This window comes from Sphingopyxis macrogoltabida (assembly GCF_001314325.1).
In the GTDB taxonomy this organism is placed as follows: domain Bacteria; phylum Pseudomonadota; class Alphaproteobacteria; order Sphingomonadales; family Sphingomonadaceae; genus Sphingopyxis; species Sphingopyxis macrogoltabida.
In genome coordinates this window covers 458709-477526 of record NZ_CP009429.1, presented here as the reverse complement: position 1 = coordinate 477526, position 18818 = coordinate 458709, and the positions used below count along the sequence as shown (strand labels likewise).

Below are 18818 nucleotides of genomic sequence, written 5' to 3'. Positions count from 1 at the left end.
GGATGTTGCGCGAAGGATTTTTGAATTGAACGCAAAGATGGACGAAGGCGGCGATCGCGCCCGGGCGATGGAGATTTTTGTCGCGGTGATCGACAAGGGCAGCTTTTCGGCCGCGGGCCGCATCCTCGGCCTGACGCCGTCGGCGGTCAGCCGGACGATCGACCGCATCGAGGCGCGGCTCGGCGCCCGGCTGCTGCTTCGCTCGACCCGCGCCCTCGCGATGACCGCCGACGGCGAGGCTTATTATCACGCCGCGCGCCGCATCCTCGCCGATCTTGCCGAGGTCGAACAGGCGATCGGCGAGCAGGCGGCGCCGCGCGGACGCCTGCGCGTCAGCACCACGCTGTCCTATGGCCGCACCCGGATCGTGCCGCTGCTCGGCGAATTCCTCGACCTTTATCCGGGCATTCTCGTCGACATCAGCCTGACCGATACGGTGATCGACCTCGTCGAGGAACGCGCCGACGTCGCGATCCGCATCGGGCCGCTCCCCGACAGCCCGCTGATCGCCCGGCGACTGGGCGAAAGCGACCGCGTCGTGATCGCCTCGCCCGCCTATCTGGCACGCCACGGCATCCCCGCCGAGCCCGAGGAACTGCTCGCCCACCGCTGCCTCGGCTTCAATTTCCGCCGCCGCCAGCCGTGGTGGCCGTTCGCGCGCGCGGGCCAAGTCTTCGAGCTGCCGATCACGCCCGCGGTCGAAGCGAATAACGGCGATACCGTCGTCCAGCTCGCCATCGACGGGGTCGGCATCGCCCGCGTCGGCCGTTTCAACGTCGCCGACGCGCTCGCCGACGGCCGCCTCGTCGAACTGCTCGCCGATTATAACCCCGGCGATATCGAGCCTTTTCACGCCCTGTTCCTCGGCGGCTCGACCTTGCCGGCGCGCGTTCGCGTCTTCATCGACTTCCTCGCCGAACGGCTCGCGTCCTGACCTTGGGGGCGCGACTGAAACAGGTCGAAACCGGCGCCGCGAAGGTCTATCGCTATGCGCGATGGCTGAGTCGCGTTCGTCCCCTGCCCCCGGTGGCAGCGATTATGTCTTCAAACCCCACGAGCGCCCGTTCATGCCGGGGTCGCCCGCGTCGCCCGACCATCCGGCGCGCCGCAAGGTCGCCTATTTCCTGATCGGCGTCTTCCTCGCGATCGTCGGCGGTTTCCAGAACGGGATGCTGATCGCCAATCTCACCGCATTGCAGGGGCATCTCGACCTGACCCCGGTCGATGCCGGCTGGGTCACCGTCGCCTATAATATGACCAACGCGTGCATGAGCATCCTGCTCTACAAGTCGCGCCAGCAATTCGGCATCCAGCGCTTCGTCCGCGCGATGATGCTCGCGCTGCTGCTCGCCAATTTCCTGCAGCTTTTCGACGCCGGCTACCGGATGGAGCTGATCGCGCGCGGCGTTTCGGGGATCGCGGCGAGCGGCCTCACCACGCTTGCCGCCTTCTACCTGATGCAGGGGCTGCCGCAGGAAAAGCGTATTGCGGGCTTCCTGCTCGCGATCGGGCTCACCCAAGTGGCGGTGCCGCTGGCGCGCGCGATTTCGCCGCTGCTGCTCGCCGACGGCGACATCGCCAATCTGTTCGTGCTGCAATTCGCGATGTCGCTCGTCGCCTTCGGGCTCGTCAACATCCTCCACCTGCCCCCGGGCGAGACGATCCGCTCGTTCGAAAAGCTCGATCTCCTCACCTTCCCGATGCTCGCGACCGGGGTAGGGCTGCTCTGCGCCTTCCTCGTTCAGGGGCGCATCCAGTGGTGGTCGACGCCTTGGCTCGGCGGTGCGCTTGCCGCGTCGGTAGTGCTGATCGGCACCGCCTTCCTGATCGAGCACAACCGCAAGAACCCGATGCTCCAGACGCGCTGGATGGGCAGCCGCGACCTCGTCAAATTCGCCCTGACCGGGGCGCTCGTGCGCGTGCTGACGTCGGAGCAAAATTTCGGCGCGACCGGCCTCCTGTCGTCGATCGGCCTCGTCAACGACCAGCTCGTTTCCTATTACGCGGTGCTGGCGGTGGCGACGCTCGCCGGGGCGTTGCTGTCGATCGTCACGCTCAATCCGATGGATCTTCGCCGCCAGACGCTCGTGTCGCTGGCGGTGATCGCGATCGGGGCCTTTCTCGACACCCATTCGGGGCTGCGCACGGGTCCGATGAACCTCTATTTCTCGCAGGCCGCGATCGCCTTTGCCGCGGTCTATTTCATGGGCCCGATGCTGATGGAGGGGCTGCTCCGCGCGCTGACCAAGGGGCCGTCCTATCTGGTCAGCTTCGTCGCGGTGTTCGGCCTGTCGCAGACGCTCGGCGGCCTTGCCGGGGTCGCCGCACTGTCGGCCTTCCACACGCTGCGCACCAAATCGCACCTGATGACGCTCGGCCAGAGCCTGTCGCCGGGCAACCCCGATGTCGCGCAGGGCATCGCGACCCTCGCGAACGGCCTGACGGGGACGATGACCGATCCGGCGCTGCGCAGTGCCAGCGCCGGCGCGCAGGTCGTACGCGAAGCGGCGCGCGAGGCGGCGATCCTCGCCTTCAACGACACTTTCTTCGTCATCGGCGCGCTATCGGCGCTTGCCTTTGTCGTCATGTTCGTGCGCTGGCTCTACGATCGCCGGCGCGGCTTCAATCCACTCGCCGCCGAACTCGAGGCGCTTCAGAAAATGAGGGCGGGAAACCAATGAACGACGTGCCTGAGAAAAGCGACGCAGCCGCGGCGAAGCCCGCGAAGTCTGCGCCGGCGCCAACGAAACCGGTGCCGCCGCCCGAACCCGCCGCCGCGCCTGCGGAGGAAAGCGACGAAGGTTGGCAACCGCCGCGCTCGCGCCGCCGGATCATCCTGTTCGGCGCGCTGATCCTCGTCGGCGCGCTCGCCATCCTTTATGCATGGGGCCTGCCACCGTTCAGGCCGTCGAGCCAGACCACCGACAACGCCTATGTCCGCGGCCAGACGACGATCATCGCGCCGCAGGTCGGCGGCTATGTCACGGCGGTGCTCGTGCAGGATTTCCAGCGCGTCAAGGCGGGCGAGGTGCTCGCGCGGATCGACGACCGCATCTATCGCCAGCGCGTCGCACAGGGCACCGCCAACATCGCCGCGCAATCGGCCTCGCTCGACAACAGCGAACAAAGCCGCCGCTCGGCCGAGGCGCAGATCCAGCTTCAGGATGCGTCGGTCGCCAACGCACGCGCGCAGCTCGCGCGGGCGCAGGCCGATATGCGCCGCGTCGGCGAACTGGTCGATGCGGGGTCGGTGTCGCTGCGCGAACGCGACCAGACGCTCGCCGCGCTCCGTCAGGCCGAAGCCGCGGTGCGCCAGGCCGAGGCGCAGCGCCAGATCGCCGTCGAACAGCTCCGCTCGGTCGGGGTCGGCCGCGGCGGGCTGCAGGCGGGGGTCGAGAATGCGAAGGCGGCGCGCGGCCTCGCCGACATCGACCTTGAAAACACCGTGATCCGGGCGCCGCGCGACGGCAAGCTCAGCGAAGTGACGGTGCGCGTCGGCCAGCTCGTCAATCCGGGCACGCAGATGATGTACCTCGTCCCCGAGCGCCACTGGGTCGTCGCCAATTTCAAGGAAGCGCAGACCGCGAATATCCGCGTCGGCCAGCGCGCCACCCTGCGTGTCGACGCGCTCGGCGGCGCCAAGCTTTCGGGCCATGTCGAAAGCGTCGCGCCGGCGGCGGGGAGCGAATTCAGCGTGATCAAGCCCGACACCGGATCGGGCAATTTCGTCAAGGTGCCGCAGCGTATTGCGGTGCGCATCCGCATCGACAAAGACCAGCAACTCGCCGCGCGATTGGGCCCCGGCATGTCGGTGATCGCCACCGTGCACACCGGGGCCGAGTGATGGGCTTCGCGCGTCCGGTCCTGCTCCTGCCGCTGCTCCTCGCGGGCTGCATGCCCGCGCTGACCCCGCGCCCCGAGGCGAGCAACATCTCGCCGCCCGCAGACTGGCGCACTGCGATGCCGGCGACCGGAGCCGGCGACCGTGATTGGTGGGCCGGCTTCGGCGATCCGCAACTCGCGGCGCTGGTCGCACAGGCGCGCGCGAACAACGCCGATCTCGCCATCGCCGCCGCGCGCGTCGCCGAAGCGCGGGCGCAGGAACGCGTCGCGCGGTCGCTGCTGCTGCCGACATTGAGCGCCAGCGCGCCGGGCGCCGAGCAGCGCGCGCTCAATCCCTTCGGCGTCGCCACCGAAAGCTTCGCCGCGCAGCCCGCCTTTCAGGCCGCCTATGAAATAGACCTGTTCGGCCGCAACGCCGCGCAGGTCAAGGCTGCGCGCGCCAATGCGGCGGCGGTCGCGGCGGCGCGCGAGGCGGCGACACTGTCGGTGAGCGCTGCGACCGCCAGCGGCTATATCACCCTGCTCGCGCTCGACGCGCGGCGCGAATTGCTGCGCCAGACCCTGACATCGCGCGGCGAGGCGCTGCGCATCGCGCGCGACCGCGCCGAAGCGGGCTATACGTCCCAGCTCGAACTGCGGCAGGCCGAGGCCGAATATCGCGCCGCCGAGCAGCAGATTCCGGCCATCGAGGCAGCGATCGCCCGGCAGGAAAATGCGCTGTCGCAGCTCGTCGGCGATACGCCGCACGCAATCGCCCGCGGGCAGGATTTCGATGCGCTGGTGCGGCCGCCGGTTCCTGCGGCGCTGCCCTCCGACCTCGTCCGCCGCCGTCCCGACATCGCCCAGGCCGAATATGCGCTCGCCGCGACCGACGCCAATCTCCGCGTCGCCCGCGCGCAATTCCTGCCGCAAGTCCGTCTGTCGGCGTCGGCGGGCGCCGTCATCTCGTCGGCGCTCCCCGATCCGGTGAGTATCTGGTCGATCGGCGGCAGCATATTGGCGCCATTGTTCCAGGGCGGGCGGCTGCAGGGCCAGTATGACGCCGCGACCGCCCAGCGCGATCAGGCCGCCTTCGCCTATCGCCGTACCGTCCTCACCGCGTTTCGCGAGGTCGAGGACCAGCTCGCGGTGATCGACCGCTTGGGCGTCCAGGAACAGGCGCTGCTCGCCCAGCGCGCTGCGGTCGCCGATGCGCTGCGCCACGCGACCAATCGCTACCGCGCCGGCTATTCGCCCTATCTCGAACAGATCGACGCGCAGCGCGCGCTGCTCGCGGTCGACCTCGCGCTGATCCAGCTCCGCACCGATCGCCTCACCGCCTATGTCGCGCTCTATCAGGCGCTCGGCGGCAGCGGCTCCGACGCGAACGCGCCGCCACGCTGATGCCGGCGCCGGCGCTCGACCCGTCCGTCGCGCCGAACCGCAGCATTCCCCTGCTCGCGCGCCTGCGCGTCGAACTCCTCTATGCCGTCCGTCACCGGCGGCGCCTCGGGCTCGCGGCACCGCGCCGCTTCACCGAGCTGGTCCAGTGGCGCAAGTTCCACGACCGCTCGCCGGCGCAAGCGGTGCTGATGGACAAGCTCGCGGCAAAGCGCCTCGCGGCCGCCGAGCTCGGCGCCGACTGGGTCGTCCCGACGCTCTGGACCGGCACCGGGCTGCCGCCCGCGGTGCCGTTCGCGCTCCCCGCGATCCTCAAGGCGCGGCACGGCTGCAACCACAATATCGTGCTGTGCAGCGCCCCCGGCGCCCGCCAATGGCGCCGCATCCGGCGCGCCGCCGACCGCTGGCAGCGCCGCGCCTATGGTGGCTGGCTCGACGAATGGGCCTATCGGGATGTGCCCCGCGGCCTGCTTGCCGAGCCCCTGCTCGGCGGCCGCCTGCCCTTGCCGGTCGACTATAAGATCTACGTCTTCGGCGGCGCGGCGACGCATGTGCAGGTCCATCTCGGCCGCGGCGAGCAGCATCGCTGGATTTTGCACGACCGCGACTGGCGCCAGCTCGTCCCGGCGCGCGACCGCCCCGCAGCGCCGGCTTCGCTCGCCGCCATGCTCGCTGCCGCCGAAACGCTCGCGCGCGGCACCAGCTTCCTGCGCGTCGATTTCTACGACATCGGCGGGCGGCCCTATTTCGGCGAATTCGGCCTCTATCCCGGTTCGGGCCTCGATCCCTTCGCCGCCGACTGGATCGACGTCGAACTCGGTTCGCTCTGGCTGGCCGCGCTCGCCAAGGCGCCGCTGCCCTAGGGAGCAAGTGTCGCAGCGAGTGACCCGAGTCCGGCGCCCAGCGCCGCAACATCTTCGCCGCTTCGCGACCCCGCCAAGATCGAGGCCGAAATGCAAAAGCCCGGCGCGGCGCCGGTGATCCCGACCGCAACGGTGCATACGCCGCGATGGGCAAAGCCTTCGTCGAGCGCAAAACCCCGGCGGGCCGCCTCGCGAACCTGCGCGATATAGGTTTCGAGCGGCAGATCGGCCTGCCAGCGGACCGGCGCAAAGCGGCGCGCGAGTTCGATATCGTCGGCGCCCTGCTTCGCTGCGAGCGCGCGCCCCACCGCACCGCCGCCTAGGGGTTGGCGCTGATCGTCGGCAAGGTGAAGGCGCATCCCCGCGTCGCTTTCCGCCCGCGCGATCAGCCGCGTCCGCTCGCGCGACACCATTTTCCACAGCCCGACCGCGGCATCGAAGGATTGCGCGAGTTCCGCCATCAGCGGCCGCGCGCGCTCGACCAGCCTTTGCGCGTCGCCGTCGCGGAGCACGCCGAGCATCGCCCATGCCGGGGCGAGCCGGTAGGTCTTCGTCCGCGCATCGCGTTCGACCGCGCCCTCACCCGCCAGCGTCTTGAGCAGGTTGAGGCAGCTCGACGGGCTGAGACCCACCATCCGGCCGATGTCGGACAGCGACAGCGGGCTCGTCTCGGCGAGGAGGCGCAGGATGGCAAGCGCTTGCGATACGGAACGGACGGGACCGGTCATGCGGCCTGATAGTTTTCATCTATATAAAAAGCAATTCCGAATATTGAATATTGGCGGCGATGCGCCTATCGGCCTATGACCAGATCAGGAGGCCCACATGAGCAGTCCCAACCCCGGCATGGACGCCGATGTTTTCGAGCAATTCATCGAGCAGTTGCAGCGCTACGTCCGCGAACGCCTGCTCCCCGCCGAGCAGACGATCATCGAGACCGACGCGATCCCCGCCGACATCCTGTCCGAGATGCGCGAGATGGGCCTGTTCGGGCTGACGATGGCCGAGGAATATGGCGGTTCGGGAATGAACGTCAGCCAATATGTCCGCACCATCCACACGCTCTCCTATGCGATGCCCGCCTTCCGCTCGATCATCTCGATCAACCTCGGCATGTTCGCCTCGGCGCTGAAGAATGGCGGGACCGAGGCGCAAAAGGCCGAATGGCTGCCGCGCGTCGCGGCAGGAGAGATTGCCGCTTTCGGGCTGACCGAACCCGGCTCCGGGTCGGATTCGGCGGGACTCCAGACGACGGCGGTGCAGACCGACAACGGCTGGGTGCTGAACGGCACCAAGCGCTACATCACCAATTCGCCCTTTGCGAAGGTCGCGCTGATCATGGCGCGCACAAGCAAGGAGAACCTCCCCAAGAACGCCCATGTCTCGGCCTTCATCGTGCCGATGGACACGCCGGGGGTGACGGTCGGCAAGTCGGACAAGAAGATGGGTCAGTCGGGCAGCCATATCGCCGACATCATCATGGAGGATGTGCGCGTCGGCGGCGAGGCGCTGCTCGGCGGCGAACTCGGCAAGGGCTTCGCCTTTGCGATGATGAGCCTCGACAACGGCCGCATGTCGGTCGGCGCCGCCGCAACCGCCTATGCCCGCCGCGCGCTCGACAGCGCGGTGCGCTACGCGACCGAGCGCAAGGCGTTCGGCGAGCCGATCGCCAATTTCCAGCTCATCCAGCAGATGCTCGCGCAGAGCGAGATCGACATCTACGCCGCCGAATGCATGATGGAGGATGTCACCCGCCGCGCCGACGCGGGCGAGAATGTCCTGCGCAAGGCGGCGGCGTTCAAGGTCTTCGCGTCCGAAATGTGTGGCCGCGTCGTCGACGCCTGCGTCCAGGTCTATGGCGGCGCGGGCTATCTCGCCGAATATGACGCCGAGCGTTTCTTCCGCGATGCGCGCATCTATCGCATCTACGAAGGCACGACGCAGATCCTCCAGCTCCAGATCGCCAAGCATATGCTGCGCGAATTTGCGGCGGCGAACTGATGTATTCCTTGCTGTCGGGCCTGTCGGTGATCGAGGCGTCGTCCTTCGTCGCCTCGCCCACAGCCGGGCTTTATTGCGCGCAATTCGGCGCCGAAGTGATCCGCGTCGACCAGATCGGTGGCGGCCCCGATTTCCGGCGCTGGCCGGTGACGGCCGACAACAACTCGCTCTATTGGGAAAATCTCAACCGCGCGAAGAAATCGGTCGCGCTCGATCTGGCCCGACCCGAGGGGCGCGAACTGCTGCAGGAACTGGTGCGCGCCAACGGCCAGTTCATCACCAACTTTCCCGTCGGCGGCTTCCTGTCGCACGACACGCTGGCGGCCGGCCGCGCCGACCTGATCACCGTCCGCGTGATGGGCTGGGCCGACGGCTCACCCGCGCTCGACTATACGGTCAACAACAGCGTCGGCTATCCGATGCTGACCGGTGCCGGGCCCGATCCGGTGAACCATGTCCTGCCCGCGTGGGACCTGCTCACCGGCGCCTACGCCGCCTTCGCGCTGCTCGCGGCGATCCAGCGCCGGGCAACCACCGGCGAAGGTGGCGAGGTCCGCATCCCGCTCTCCGATGTCGCGATCGGCACCGTCGCCAATCTGGGCGGGATTGCCGAAGTGCTTTATTCGGGCGAGAACCGCCCGCGGCTCGGCAATGCGGTTTACGGCCTGTTCGGGCGCGATTTCGTGACGCGCGACGGCAAGCGGACGATGATCGTCGTCGTCACCCCGCGCCAATGGGCGAACCTGATCGCCGCGCTCGATCTCGGTGATGCCATCGCCGCGATCGAGAGCGAACGCGGTATATCCTTCGCCACGGACGACGGGCTCCGCTTCGACCACCGCGACGCGCTCTATCCGCTGTTCGAGCAGGCGATCGCCGCGCGCGACCATGCCGACCTTGCCGCCGCCTTCGATGCGGGCGGGATCGTCCATTCGCCCTATCGCACAATGCACGACGCAGTACAGGACCCGGCGCTCGTCGCGAACAACCCGATCTTCGGCTCGGCCCAAAACCCCAGCGGCTTCGCTTATCCCGCCGCCGGCGCTTTCTCGACGATCCCGCAGGCGGAGCGCGAACCGCCGCGGCCCGCCCCGCTGAACGGCCAGCACACCGAAGAAATACTGTCCTCGCGCCTTTCGCTTTCCTCGGGCGAGATCGCCCGCCTGATCGACGCCGGCATCGTCGGCACCGCCAACACCGGAGAATGAAATGACCCTGCGCCGCGCCGCCATCGTCGCCCCGATCCGCACCCCCGTCGGCAAGTTCGGCGGCGCGCTGTCGTCGCTGACCGCGGGCGATCTCGGCGCCGTCATCCTGAAGGCGCTGATCGAACGCACGAAGATCGACCCCGCGCGCGTCGACGACGTCGTCTTTTCGCAGGGTTATGGCAATGGCGAAGCGCCGTGCATCGGCCACTGGTCGTGGCTCGCCGCGGGGCTGCCGATCGAGGTCCCCGGCTACCAGCTCGACCGCCGCTGCGGCTCGGGATTGCAGGCAATCGTCAACGCCGCGATGATGGTCCAGACCGGCATGTCCGACATCGTCGTCGCGGGCGGGGTCGAATCGATGTCGAACGTCGAACATTACAGCACCGATATTCGCAAGGGGATCCGCGCGGGCAATCTCACCCTCCACGACCGCCTGACCCGCGGCCGCGTCATGTCGCAGCCGGTCGAGCGCTTCGGCGTCATCACCGGCATGATCGAGACCGCCGAAAATCTCGCCAGGGACTATGATATCAGCCGCGAGGCATGCGACGCCTATGCCGTCCGCAGCCACCAGCGCGCCACCGCCGCGTGGGCAAACGGCCTGTTCGACGACGAACTGGTGCCGGTGTCGGTCCCGCAGAAAAAGGGTGATCCGGTCGTCTTCGCGCACGACGAGGGCTATCGCGCCGACGCGACGCTGGAATCGCTCGGCAAGCTGCGACCGCTCGAAGGCGGCGTCGTCACCGCGGGCAACGCCAGCCAGCAGAATGATGCTGCCGCCGCATGTCTTGTCGTCGTGGAGGACAAGCTCGACGAACTCGGGCTCACCCCCATCGCCTGGTACCACAGCTCGGCCGCCGCCGGCTGCGATCCCAGCCGGATGGGCATCGGCCCCGTCCCCGCGGTCGAGCGCCTCTTCGCGCGCAATGGCCTCGGCTGGGACGACATCGACCTCGTCGAACTGAACGAAGCCTTCGCGCCGCAGGTGCTCGCGGTGCTCAAGGGCTGGGGCTGGAGCGACGACGACAGCCGGAATGAAATCCTCAACGTCAACGGCTCGGGCATTTCGCTCGGCCACCCGATCGGCGCGACCGGCGGGCGTATCCTCGCCAATCTGACGCGCGAACTGGTGCGCCGCGACGGCCGCTACGGCCTTGAAACCATGTGCATCGGCGGCGGCCAAGGCATCGCCGCAATCTTCGAGCGCGCCGCCTGAGCGTGGGCGATCTGCGCCAAGCCCTCACGGCCGCGCAAGCCTATCGCGGCGCGGCGCAGGCTGCGCTCAGCGAGCGGCTGGCTGCGAACCCGATCGACAGCGAGCAGCGCGCAGCGCATGGCTTTGCATGGGTCGCAACGACGGTCGCGGCGCTCGAAGCCACACTCGACTGGTTCGAGTCCGGCTCGAGATCAAATCCGCTCGACGCCCAGATTGCCACCCTCGCCTTCGCCGAAAGCATCGGCCAGCTCGCCGGCGGCCTGCCGATGGGCCAGAACGAGATTTTCCGCCCCGCCGATCTCGGCCTCGGCGCCGCTGCTCGGACGCTCGCCGGCGCCTGCGCTGACCTGCTCGACACCGACCATGCCGCAACCCGCGTCGAAGTTGCTGCCGCGCTCGCCGCGGACCACTGGCCCAGCGAGACGCTCCACGACGCCGACCTCGACGCGATCCGCGACCAGTACCGCCGCTTCACCGACGCCGCGATCATCCCGCACGCGCACGGCTGGCACCTCGCCAACGCGCTGATCCCCGATGCGACGGTGCAGGCGATGGCCGAACTCGGCACCTTCGGCGTCTGCATTCCAGAGGAATATGGCGGGCTCGGGCTCGGCAAGCTCGTCATGTGCATCGTCACCGAGGAACTGTCGCGCGGCTGGATCGGCACCGGCTCGCTCGGCACGCGGTCGGAGATCGCGGGCGAGCTGATCGTGCTCGGCGGTACCGACGCGCAGAAGGCCGAATGGCTGCCAAAGATCGCCAGCGGCGAAATCCTGCCCACCGCCGTCTTCACCGAACCCGATGTCGGCTCCGACCTCGGCTCGCTGCAGACCCGCGCACGCCGCGAAGGCGCAAGCTGGGTAATCGACGGCGCCAAGAACTGGATCACCCACGCCGCGCGCTCGGACCTGATGACTTTGCTGGCGCGCACCGTGCCCGATGCCAAAGGCTATGCCGGCCTCTCGATGCTGCTCGTCCCCAAACCGCGCGGCACCGAGGCCGATCCCTTCCCCGCCCCCGGCATGACCGGCAGCGAGATCGAGGTCTTGGGCTATCGCGGCATGCGCGAATATGCGCTGCAATTCGATGGCATGACGGCACCGGCCGATGCGCTGCTCGGCGGCGAGGAGGGGCAAGGCTTCAAGCAGCTCATGCGCACCTTCGAGGGCGCGCGCATCCAGACCGCCGCACGCGCGGTCGGCGTCGCCCGCCGCGCGCTCGAACTCGGGCTCGACTATGCGCTGACCCGCAAGCAGTTCGGCAAGGCGATCGTCCACTTCCCGCGCGTCGCCGACAAGCTGGCGATGAGCCTCGTCGATTTCGTCATGGCGCGCGAGCTCAGCTATGCCGCCGCGCGCGCCAAGGATTCGGGCAAGCGCTGCGATATCGAGGCGGGCATGGCGAAACTGCTCGGCGCGCGCACGGCATGGGCGAACGCCGACGCCGCGCTGCAAATCCACGGCGGCAACGGCTATGCGCTCGAATATGAAATCAGCCGCATCCTCTGCGACGCGCGCATCCTCAACATCTTCGAGGGCGCGGCGGAAATTCAGGCGCAGGTGATCGCGCGCGGGCTGACCGGAGGACGCAATTGATGAGCGAGTGGCAGGACTGGATCGGCCGGATCGAAACGCGCCGTGACCGCATCGACGAAGCGGCGGCCGCGCGCTGGCTGGCGACGCTCGACCGCACGGCGCCCGCCGACGGTAGCGTCCCGCAGGCCTATCACTGGTGCCTCTGCCTGCCCGACGCGCCGACCGCGATCCTCGGCGCCGACGGCCATCCGGTCCGCGCGGACAGCGACGACAGCTTCCTGCCGCCGATCCCGCTTCCGCGCCGCATGTGGGCCGCGAGCAAGGTCGAGTTCCTCGCCCCGCTGCGCCCCGGCCAGTCGGTGATCCGCACGTCGCGCGTCGCCGCGATCACCGAAAAGCAGGGCGGCACCGGCAAGCTTGTCTTCGCCGATGTCGCGCACGAAACCCATGGCGACGGCACCCTCGCGGTGCGCGAAACCCAATCGATCGTCTTCCGCGAACCTGCCCCCGCCGGAACGCTGCCCGCTCCGCCGCCGCCCGGCGATGATGGTTTCGACCCGTCGGGCTGGGACGCGCACCGCATGCTCGTCCCGTCGGAAGCATTGCTGTTCCGCTATTCGGCGCTGACCTTCAACAGCCATCGCATCCATTACGATCTGCCTTACGCCACGCAGGAAGAGGGCTATCGCGGCCTTGTCGTCCATGGCCCGCTCACCGCGACGCTGCTGCTCGACCTCGCGCAGCGCGAGTATGGCGACAATCGCCTGAAGAGCTTCGCTTTCCGCGGCGTGTCCCCGGCGATCTGCGGCGAACCCCTTCATCTGGCGTTGCGCGGCAAAGACGGCGGACTGGAGCTAGGGGCGTTTGCCGTGGACGGGCGGCAGGTCATGCAGGCTTCGGCTTCGCTCTAGCGCTCGCCAGTCCGCCCTTCATCGCCACGCTTGCGCTCCCACCGCGCCTCGACCAGGCTCAACAACGTCAACATGATCACGCTGATCGCCGACCCGATCAGCACCAGCGGCCATTGCGCCGCGCCGCAGGCGATGCCGATCACCGCCGCCAGCCACAGATGCGCCGCGGTGGTGAGATTCTTGACCTCGCCCTTGCTGAACACGATCAGCCCGGCGCCGATGATACCGATGAAAGCGCCCGTCGCCTCGTAAATGCGCAGCGGATCGGAGCGCTCGCCGCCGATCTGGGTATAGAGCGCGATGATCGACACCGTCATCATCGCCGCCGAAAAGCAGATCAGCCCATGCGTGCGGAACCCCGCCTCATGCCCGCGGATCTCGCGGTCGAGTCCGAGAAGCAGCCCGAGCACCGCCGCAACGCCCAGCCGCGACAGCAGGTCGAGGTCGATCCAGTGGACAAGTATCGGCGCGTTGAGCTCCATCGCCTTTCATAGCGCGGCAGCGCCGAAAGGGTTCCGGGCGCTCAGTAGCGCGCCCGGATGCTCGCGAAGAAACTGCGCCCCGGTTCGGGGAAGCCGTCGGTCAGGACATAATTGTCGTCGAACAGGTTGCGCGCGCCGACGCCGATCTCGATGCCGTCGCGCAGCGCATAATCGATACGCAGATTCGCCTGCACATAGCTGCCGGTGCGGTAATAGACCGGCGGCGATGCCGTGGTCAGTGTCGTCCGGTTCGACGCGAAATCGGCGCTCGGCACGATGGTCAGCCCGCCGAACGGCGACCAGCTCGCATAAGCGAAGCCCTTGTGCGCCGGGACGTCGGTCAGGCGGAAGACGGGAACCACCGTGCCCGCCGCCGGTGTGCCGATCTCGAACGAACGGTGCGTGTAGGTATAGTTCGCGCCGAGTTCTAGGGTCGGGGTAACATGTGCGGTCAGCGCCAGCTCGGCACCATAATATTCGGCGTTCCCCAGATTCTGGCGCTGCGTCGAATTGGCAGGGAAACCCGCCGGGCGTACCGAGACGATCGCGTCGCTGATATCGCTGTAAAAGACCGCCCCCTCGGCCCGCACCGGCCCGAACTGCCGCGACACGCCGATCTCGTAATTGGTCGCGCGTTCGGCCTTGAGGTCGGGGTTCGACGCCGCGGTACCGAATTGGGTGCTGAAGCGCTCGAAGATCGTCGGGAAGCGCGCGCGCGACGAGATTCCGGCGTGGACGCGCGTATCGGCGTCGGGGGTCCAGACGAGCTGCCCCTGCGCGTTGAACGCGCTCGCGTTGCGGATCGGATAGCTGAAGATGCGCGCCGCGGTCTCGCCCGGCGGGGTGCCATATTCCTCGGCCCGCTTGAGATCGCGCCAGTCGAAGCTCGCGCCGGCGACGAAGCTCAGCGCCGGAGTCAGCGCAAGGCGATTTTCGGCAGCGATGCTGTAGCTATCCTCGACGTTGGTCTGGCGCGGTTCGGTGGTGCCCGCGGGAAAGCTCTGCTGCCATTCGACATGCTTGTCGCGGCGGTAATGCGCGGCGACGGTCAGCGTATCGGCGTCGGTAAGGTCGACGGCCAGTTCGGCCGAACCGCCCCACGCCTTGTCGGCGTAATAGCTGTTGAACGCGCGCGGGCGCGTCTGCGTCGTTTGCGTCCGGTCGTCGAACGCACGCAACAGATTGTCAAAGCTGTTGCGATAGACGCGCGTCTTCAGCGTCGCGCGATCCCCCAAGGCGGTGGTCGAAAGAAAATAGATGCTCTCGATGTTCCAGTAGGGCCAGCTCCAGTTGCGCTGCGCCGCGACATCGTCGGTAACGTGCAGCGGCGCGTTCTTCGACCCTTCCTGCCGCGTATAGCTGATCGAATATTCGTCGGTATCGTTGGGCGTGAAGCCGAATTTCGCATTGACGCGCCAGTCGCGTGTCCGCGAGAAATCGCGCTCACCGCCGTCTTCGGCCGAACCCGGCGCGGGATCATAACCGCCTGCAAGGTCCCAATGGTCCCGGAAATTGCGCGTGTACGACGCCTGCGCGTAGAATTTTTCCTGCCGCGTGCCGAGCAGCGCGAAGACATTGTAACCGGCATAATCGACGTCGCGGTCGAGATCGATCGTCGCGCGTGCCTCGGCTTCCAATGCCTTGGTCGGCTTGCGCGTCACGAGGTTGATCGCCCCGCCCATCGCGCCGGGGCCGTCGAGTACCGAGGCATAGCCCTTGGCGACCTGGATTTCGGCAATGTCGGGGGTCAGGAAGCGGCCATAGTCGAGCCGGTTGTCGGCGGGCAGATAGACGCGGATGCCGTCGAGCGACACGGGCACCTGAAAACGGTCGAACCCGCGGACGAAGATCAGTCGCTCGTTGCGCGATCCGCCGCTGTTCGCCGACGTCACGCCGGGCATCAGGTTGACCGCCTCGTCGAGCGTGTTGCGGTTGAAGGTGTAGATCGCTTCGGACGACAGCGTTTCGGTCCCGATCGTGATATCCTCGGAACGCGGCGCCGTGACGACGATCTGGCCGAGCGTGAAGGCGCTGTCTTTCGCGGCAATTGCTTCGTCTGCCGCTTGGGCATGGGCCGGCACCGCGGCGGCGAGCGCCGTCGTCACGAAAAGAAGCAGTCGCATGGAGATTCCCCTTATGTCGCAGATCGCCATTGCTTTTGGGCGAATCGCTATATACGGCCATATACATTGGTCGCCTCGGAGGGAAAGCATGCGCCGCTCTTTTTTTGCCGCAATGACGGCGCTTGCGCTGGCCGCACCCGGCGCCGCTTATGCGGAACAGCCCGACTGCACGACCGGCAGCGCAGCGCTCCCCGCCGAACTGGCCGGGTGGACGTCGCGCAGCACGCTGACGGGAGCAAGCGATGCCGCCGCGGCCGAGGCTTCGCCCATCGCGATCGGCCGCGCCGCCGATGTCGCGCTCCAACCCGCCAGCAAGGTCCGGTTCGCTGCGCCGCCCGGCAAGCCCGGCGAAGGTGAAACGCACGCCGGGCTCCTTGCTTTTCACGTCGAGACGGCGGGCAGCTACCGCGTCGCGCTGGGCGCGGGCGCGTGGGTCGACGTGATCCAAGGCGGCAGCGCCCTTGCCTCAACCGCCCATGGCCATGGCCCGCAATGCTCGGGTATTCGCAAGATGGTCGATTTTTCGCTGACGCCGGGGGACTATCTGCTGCAGATCGCCGCGAGCTCCACGCCGTCGATCGCGGCGCTGGTCGCAAAGCTGCCCTGACGCGGGCTTGTCAGGGCTTCGCGCTCGGCGGCAGCGGCGCAGCGCGCATCAGCGCGGTCAGCTCGTCCAATCCCCCGCGCCGCGCGGCATCGGCCAGCCGGCGTTCGAGCGCACGATAGCTTGCCAGCACCGTCCGGCCGCAATCGGTCAGCCGGGCGCCTTTCGCTGCTCCGCCGCCCGCCGTCGTTTCGACGAGTCTTTCGGCCCAGCAGCGATTCATGCTGTCGACGAGCAACCACGACCGGCGATAGCTCATCCCCAGCGACCGCCCCGCCGCCGAGATCGACCCTTCGCGATCGATCGCCTCGAGCAAGTCCGCCTTGCCGGGGCCGATCGCGGGCTCGTCGCCGCAGAATAGCTGCGCTTTCAGCTTGAGCGCGCCTTCTCTCACCATCGTCCCGCCTCGCCTGTGAATGCCCCTGATATCCTACCCCCCGGCCGATTCAAAGCGGCGCTCTCTCAGAGCCAGGTGAAGGTGACGAGTATCGATTTCACGCTACCTGTGCTGTAGGGTCTGCCCGATCATTTCCGCCCGTCGGTCGCAGGATCTTGGCCGCATCGCCGGTGCCTTCGATACGGAAATTGCGAAGTCCAATGGCGTCCTTGATCATTTCAAGCTCCTTATGGAGAGCCACCATATTGGCATGCGCTTGGAAGAGCCCGGCAAAACTGACCGCCAAATTCGAATAAGCCGGATCGGCCGCAACCGCGGATAGCCCCACCTTCGCCTGCCCCTGCGCAAGCGCACCGGCGAGTACGCCGGTCGCGGCAATGGCGTTTTCGATCGCACGCTCCGCTTCGACCAGCTTGCGCGCAACATCGTTGGCGGCCTCGAGACGTTGTTTCAGCATATTCACCCCCTGCCCTCGATGACAAAATCTATTGTGCCACCCAAACCCGGAAGTGGTGCACCCGACAGGATTCGAACCTGTGGCCCCCAGATTAGGAATCTGATGCTCTATCCTGCTGAGCTACGGGTGCACGCGGCGCCCGTTTAGCGGCGCGAGGTATCGAGCGTCAATCGGCGGGCGATCAATTCACCGCGTCGGGCGGGGCAATAGGGACGAGGAGCGGCATCGCGGCGATGCCATCCTCGCGGAGCTCCGCCGCCTGTTCGGGCGAGGCCTGGCCATGGATCAGGTCTTCCTTGGCCCGCCCTTCGTGCATCGCGCGGGCGGCATCGGCGAAATCGCGCCCGACCCAGCGCGACTGCGGCAACATTTCGGCCTGTTTCGCCGCGATCTCCGCGATCACCTTGCGCACCAGTTCGGGCGAAGGCTCACCGGTCGCCGAAACCTCGGCAGGTTTGGCAATTGCACCCGATTGCTGGTTCGATTTCGCCCCGACCCGCGGCGCCATCACCGCTTTTGCAATCGCGCTGTCGCCGCAGACCGGGCAGGCAATCAGTCCGCGCGCCTGCTGGTCGGCGAAGCTGTCGCTGCTCGCGAACCACGCCTCGAACCGGTGATCGCCGGCCGCGCAGCAAAGGTCGAAGACGATCACGGGATTATCCCGCGCCGAGCAGGGGATCGAGCCCGCCGCGCGCGTCGAGCGCGGCAAGGTCGTCACTGCCGCCGACATGCTTTCCGTCGATGAATATCTGCGGCACGGTGCGCGCGCCGCCGGCGCGATCGACCATCGCGTCGAACCCGGCGCGATCCATCGTCACGTCGATTTCCTGATAGGCGGCGCCCTTCTTGTCGAACAGCGCTTTCGCGCGCGAGCAATAGGGGCAGAAGAATTTGGTAAAGATTTCGATCTTCGCCATGCGGCTATCCTGTCATCCTTTCGTCCATCATATCGGAATCAACGCGCGCAAAGTCAAATATGTTGCTGGTCATCAGCGCGTCGGGAAACACCCGCGCCCAGCTAAGCGCCGAAACGCGCGCGGCTCCGCTCCGACGAAGTGCCCGCGCCGCCGCGCGCAGCGTCGCGCCGCTCGCGTGGACGTCGTCGATCAGCACCAGATGCCGGCCCGCCGCCCTCTCTTTCGCGCCATTCCCCAGCGCGAAGGCACCTGCGACGATCCGCTCGCGTTCGCGCCGCCCCTGGCCGCGCAGTGCCTTCGTCGCTTTGATCCGCAGCAAGAGATCATGGTCGTGCGGGATACCGGTGAGCCGCGTCAGTTCGTCGGCAACAAGTGCCGCCTGATTGAAGCCGCGCGACCAGAGGCGCCAGCGATGGAGCGGGACCGGGACAAGCAACACCGGCTCCGCATCCGCGAGCTTGCCGAGCGGGCGTGCCATCAGCTGTGCCATCAGCCGCGCATGCCCGACGCGCCGCCCATATTTGAGCCGCAGCGCGACGGTGCGTGCGACGGGTCCGTAAGCAACCGCAGACGGGGCGCCGTCGAACGGCGGCGGCGCGGCAAGGCAGGCGCCGCAAGTCACCGGGCCGGGCAAGGCGGCGGGCAGCGGGATCGAACAGAGCGAACAGGCCGGTCCGTCGAGAAAGGTCAGCGACGACCAGCAGGAGAGGCAGAACTGCCGGTCGTCATCGACGACGAGGCCGCATCCGGGGCAGCGCGGCGGCAGGGCATAGTCGACGATCGTCCGGACAATATGGCGCAAGGCGCGGTCCGCTTGCCACCCCGATGGATCATCCGCACCGCCTTCCCCCATAGCGGACTTGTGAAGCATCGCCGGGGGC

19 protein-coding genes and 1 tRNA gene are annotated in these 18818 nt (G+C 67.7%); 11 read left to right on the top strand and 9 right to left on the bottom strand.

The genetic code is table 11. The annotated features are described in order from the left end of the window. Positions 1-25: 25 nt before the first annotated feature. The 5 genes from LH19_RS02435 to LH19_RS02415 all read left to right on the top strand — a co-directional run bounded on the left by LH19_RS02435 (position 26) and on the right by LH19_RS02415 (position 6086). Positions 26-934 (top strand): LysR family transcriptional regulator, encoded by a 909-nt coding sequence (locus LH19_RS02435; RefSeq protein ID WP_054724613.1) that lies wholly within the window; start codon positions 26-28, stop codon positions 932-934. A 61-nt stretch (positions 935-995) separates the two neighbouring features. Next, complete coding sequence (locus LH19_RS02430) at positions 996-2681, top strand: MFS transporter (protein WP_054724610.1); 1686 nt, start codon at positions 996-998, stop codon at positions 2679-2681. Then, entirely contained in the window at positions 2678-3844 is a 1167-nt protein-coding gene (locus LH19_RS02425; RefSeq protein ID WP_054724608.1) for an HlyD family secretion protein, read from the top strand. The genes LH19_RS02430 and LH19_RS02425 overlap by 4 nt, the downstream gene beginning before the upstream one ends. Continuing rightward, the gene (locus tag LH19_RS02420; RefSeq protein ID WP_054724606.1) at positions 3844-5226 is read left to right on the top strand and encodes an efflux transporter outer membrane subunit; all 1383 of its coding nucleotides are present in this window, start codon (positions 3844-3846) and stop codon (positions 5224-5226) included. Before LH19_RS02425 ends, LH19_RS02420 begins: the two co-directional genes overlap by 1 nt. Next, complete coding sequence (locus tag LH19_RS02415) at positions 5226-6086, top strand: ATP-grasp fold amidoligase family protein (protein WP_082395383.1); 861 nt, start codon at positions 5226-5228, stop codon at positions 6084-6086. The genes LH19_RS02420 and LH19_RS02415 overlap by 1 nt, the downstream gene beginning before the upstream one ends. Here LH19_RS02415 and LH19_RS02410 read toward each other — a convergent pair. After that, entirely contained in the window at positions 6083-6814 is a 732-nt protein-coding gene (locus LH19_RS02410; protein WP_054724604.1) for an IclR family transcriptional regulator, read from the bottom strand. The genes LH19_RS02415 and LH19_RS02410 overlap by 4 nt on opposite strands. A 97-nt stretch (positions 6815-6911) precedes the next feature. Between LH19_RS02410 and LH19_RS02405 the strand changes: the two genes are divergently transcribed. From LH19_RS02405 to LH19_RS02385, 5 genes are read left to right on the top strand one after another with little or no spacing between them, the layout of a single operon-like run. Then, entirely contained in the window at positions 6912-8087 is a 1176-nt protein-coding gene (locus LH19_RS02405) for an acyl-CoA dehydrogenase family protein (RefSeq protein ID WP_054724602.1), read from the top strand. After that, complete coding sequence (locus LH19_RS02400; protein WP_054724601.1) at positions 8087-9295, top strand: CoA transferase; 1209 nt, start codon at positions 8087-8089, stop codon at positions 9293-9295. Before LH19_RS02405 ends, LH19_RS02400 begins: the two co-directional genes overlap by 1 nt. 1 nt (position 9296) lies before the next feature. Further along, on the top strand, positions 9297-10511 hold the full coding sequence (locus LH19_RS02395; RefSeq protein WP_054724599.1) for an acetyl-CoA C-acetyltransferase: 1215 nt from the start codon (positions 9297-9299) through the stop codon (positions 10509-10511). 2 nt (positions 10512-10513) lie between these two features. After that, entirely contained in the window at positions 10514-12106 is a 1593-nt protein-coding gene (locus LH19_RS02390; RefSeq protein WP_054724597.1) for an acyl-CoA dehydrogenase family protein, read from the top strand. After that, positions 12106-12957 (top strand): FAS1-like dehydratase domain-containing protein, encoded by an 852-nt coding sequence (locus tag LH19_RS02385; RefSeq protein ID WP_054724595.1) that lies wholly within the window; start codon positions 12106-12108, stop codon positions 12955-12957. Before LH19_RS02390 ends, LH19_RS02385 begins: the two co-directional genes overlap by 1 nt. Here LH19_RS02385 and LH19_RS02380 read toward each other — a convergent pair. Both LH19_RS02380 and LH19_RS02375 read right to left on the bottom strand, forming a co-directional pair. Then, complete coding sequence (locus LH19_RS02380; RefSeq protein WP_054724594.1) at positions 12954-13439, bottom strand: MgtC/SapB family protein; 486 nt, start codon at positions 13437-13439, stop codon at positions 12954-12956. The two genes, LH19_RS02385 and LH19_RS02380, sit on opposite strands and share 4 nt — an antisense overlap. A 41-nt stretch (positions 13440-13480) precedes the next feature. Continuing rightward, positions 13481-15562 carry a TonB-dependent receptor plug domain-containing protein gene (locus LH19_RS02375; RefSeq protein ID WP_145923326.1) on the bottom strand — a complete coding sequence of 694 codons (2082 nt, stop codon included), beginning with the start codon at positions 15560-15562 and terminating at the stop codon, positions 13481-13483. 88 nt (positions 15563-15650) lie between these two features. On the opposite strand from LH19_RS02375, the gene LH19_RS02370 reads away from it, so the two are divergent. After that, complete coding sequence (locus tag LH19_RS02370; RefSeq protein ID WP_054724592.1) at positions 15651-16169, top strand: hypothetical protein; 519 nt, start codon at positions 15651-15653, stop codon at positions 16167-16169. A 10-nt stretch (positions 16170-16179) separates the two neighbouring features. Here the strand turns inward: LH19_RS02370 and LH19_RS02365 are convergent, their stop codons facing one another. The 6 genes from LH19_RS02365 to LH19_RS02340 form a co-directional block, all read right to left on the bottom strand. Further along, positions 16180-16560 (bottom strand): winged helix-turn-helix domain-containing protein, encoded by a 381-nt coding sequence (locus tag LH19_RS02365; protein ID WP_054732885.1) that lies wholly within the window; start codon positions 16558-16560, stop codon positions 16180-16182. 100 nt (positions 16561-16660) lie between these two features. Further along, positions 16661-17020 carry a hypothetical protein gene (locus LH19_RS02360; protein WP_156343992.1) on the bottom strand — a complete coding sequence of 120 codons (360 nt, stop codon included), beginning with the start codon at positions 17018-17020 and terminating at the stop codon, positions 16661-16663. A 53-nt stretch (positions 17021-17073) separates the two neighbouring features. Beyond that, a tRNA-Arg gene (locus LH19_RS02355) sits at positions 17074-17150 on the bottom strand. 51 nt (positions 17151-17201) lie between these two features. Next, entirely contained in the window at positions 17202-17672 is a 471-nt protein-coding gene (locus tag LH19_RS02350) for a DUF1178 family protein (RefSeq protein WP_054724588.1), read from the bottom strand. 4 nt (positions 17673-17676) lie between these two features. Continuing rightward, positions 17677-17937: a glutaredoxin 3 gene (gene grxC / locus LH19_RS02345; protein ID WP_054724586.1), complete on the bottom strand. Its 261-nt coding sequence runs from the start codon at positions 17935-17937 to the stop codon at positions 17677-17679. Positions 17938-17941: 4 nt separating this feature from the next. Then, positions 17942-18739, bottom strand: coding sequence for a ComF family protein (locus LH19_RS02340; RefSeq protein ID WP_234716062.1), 798 nt, complete (start codon positions 18737-18739; stop codon positions 17942-17944). Between the last annotated feature and the right edge of the window lie 79 nt (positions 18740-18818).

Coding starts and splice junctions, on each gene's coding strand:
- LH19_RS02430 (WP_054724610.1), top strand. CDS start 996: ATGGCTGAGTCGCGTTCGTCCCCTGCCCCCGGTGGCAGCGATTATGTC.
- LH19_RS02425 (WP_054724608.1), top strand. CDS start 2,678: ATGAACGACGTGCCTGAGAAAAGCGACGCAGCCGCGGCGAAGCCCGCG.
- LH19_RS02420 (WP_054724606.1), top strand. CDS start 3,844: ATGGGCTTCGCGCGTCCGGTCCTGCTCCTGCCGCTGCTCCTCGCGGGC.
- LH19_RS02415 (WP_082395383.1), top strand. CDS start 5,226: ATGCCGGCGCCGGCGCTCGACCCGTCCGTCGCGCCGAACCGCAGCATT.
- LH19_RS02410 (WP_054724604.1), bottom strand. CDS start 6,814: ATGACCGGTCCCGTCCGTTCCGTATCGCAAGCGCTTGCCATCCTGCGC.
- LH19_RS02405 (WP_054724602.1), top strand. CDS start 6,912: ATGAGCAGTCCCAACCCCGGCATGGACGCCGATGTTTTCGAGCAATTC.
- LH19_RS02400 (WP_054724601.1), top strand. CDS start 8,087: ATGTATTCCTTGCTGTCGGGCCTGTCGGTGATCGAGGCGTCGTCCTTC.
- LH19_RS02395 (WP_054724599.1), top strand. CDS start 9,297: ATGACCCTGCGCCGCGCCGCCATCGTCGCCCCGATCCGCACCCCCGTC.
- LH19_RS02385 (WP_054724595.1), top strand. CDS start 12,106: ATGAGCGAGTGGCAGGACTGGATCGGCCGGATCGAAACGCGCCGTGAC.
- LH19_RS02380 (WP_054724594.1), bottom strand. CDS start 13,439: ATGGAGCTCAACGCGCCGATACTTGTCCACTGGATCGACCTCGACCTG.
- LH19_RS02375 (WP_145923326.1), bottom strand. CDS start 15,562: ATGCGACTGCTTCTTTTCGTGACGACGGCGCTCGCCGCCGCGGTGCCG.
- LH19_RS02370 (WP_054724592.1), top strand. CDS start 15,651: ATGCGCCGCTCTTTTTTTGCCGCAATGACGGCGCTTGCGCTGGCCGCA.
- LH19_RS02360 (WP_156343992.1), bottom strand. CDS start 17,020: ATGCTGAAACAACGTCTCGAGGCCGCCAACGATGTTGCGCGCAAGCTG.
- grxC (WP_054724586.1), bottom strand. CDS start 17,937: ATGGCGAAGATCGAAATCTTTACCAAATTCTTCTGCCCCTATTGCTCG.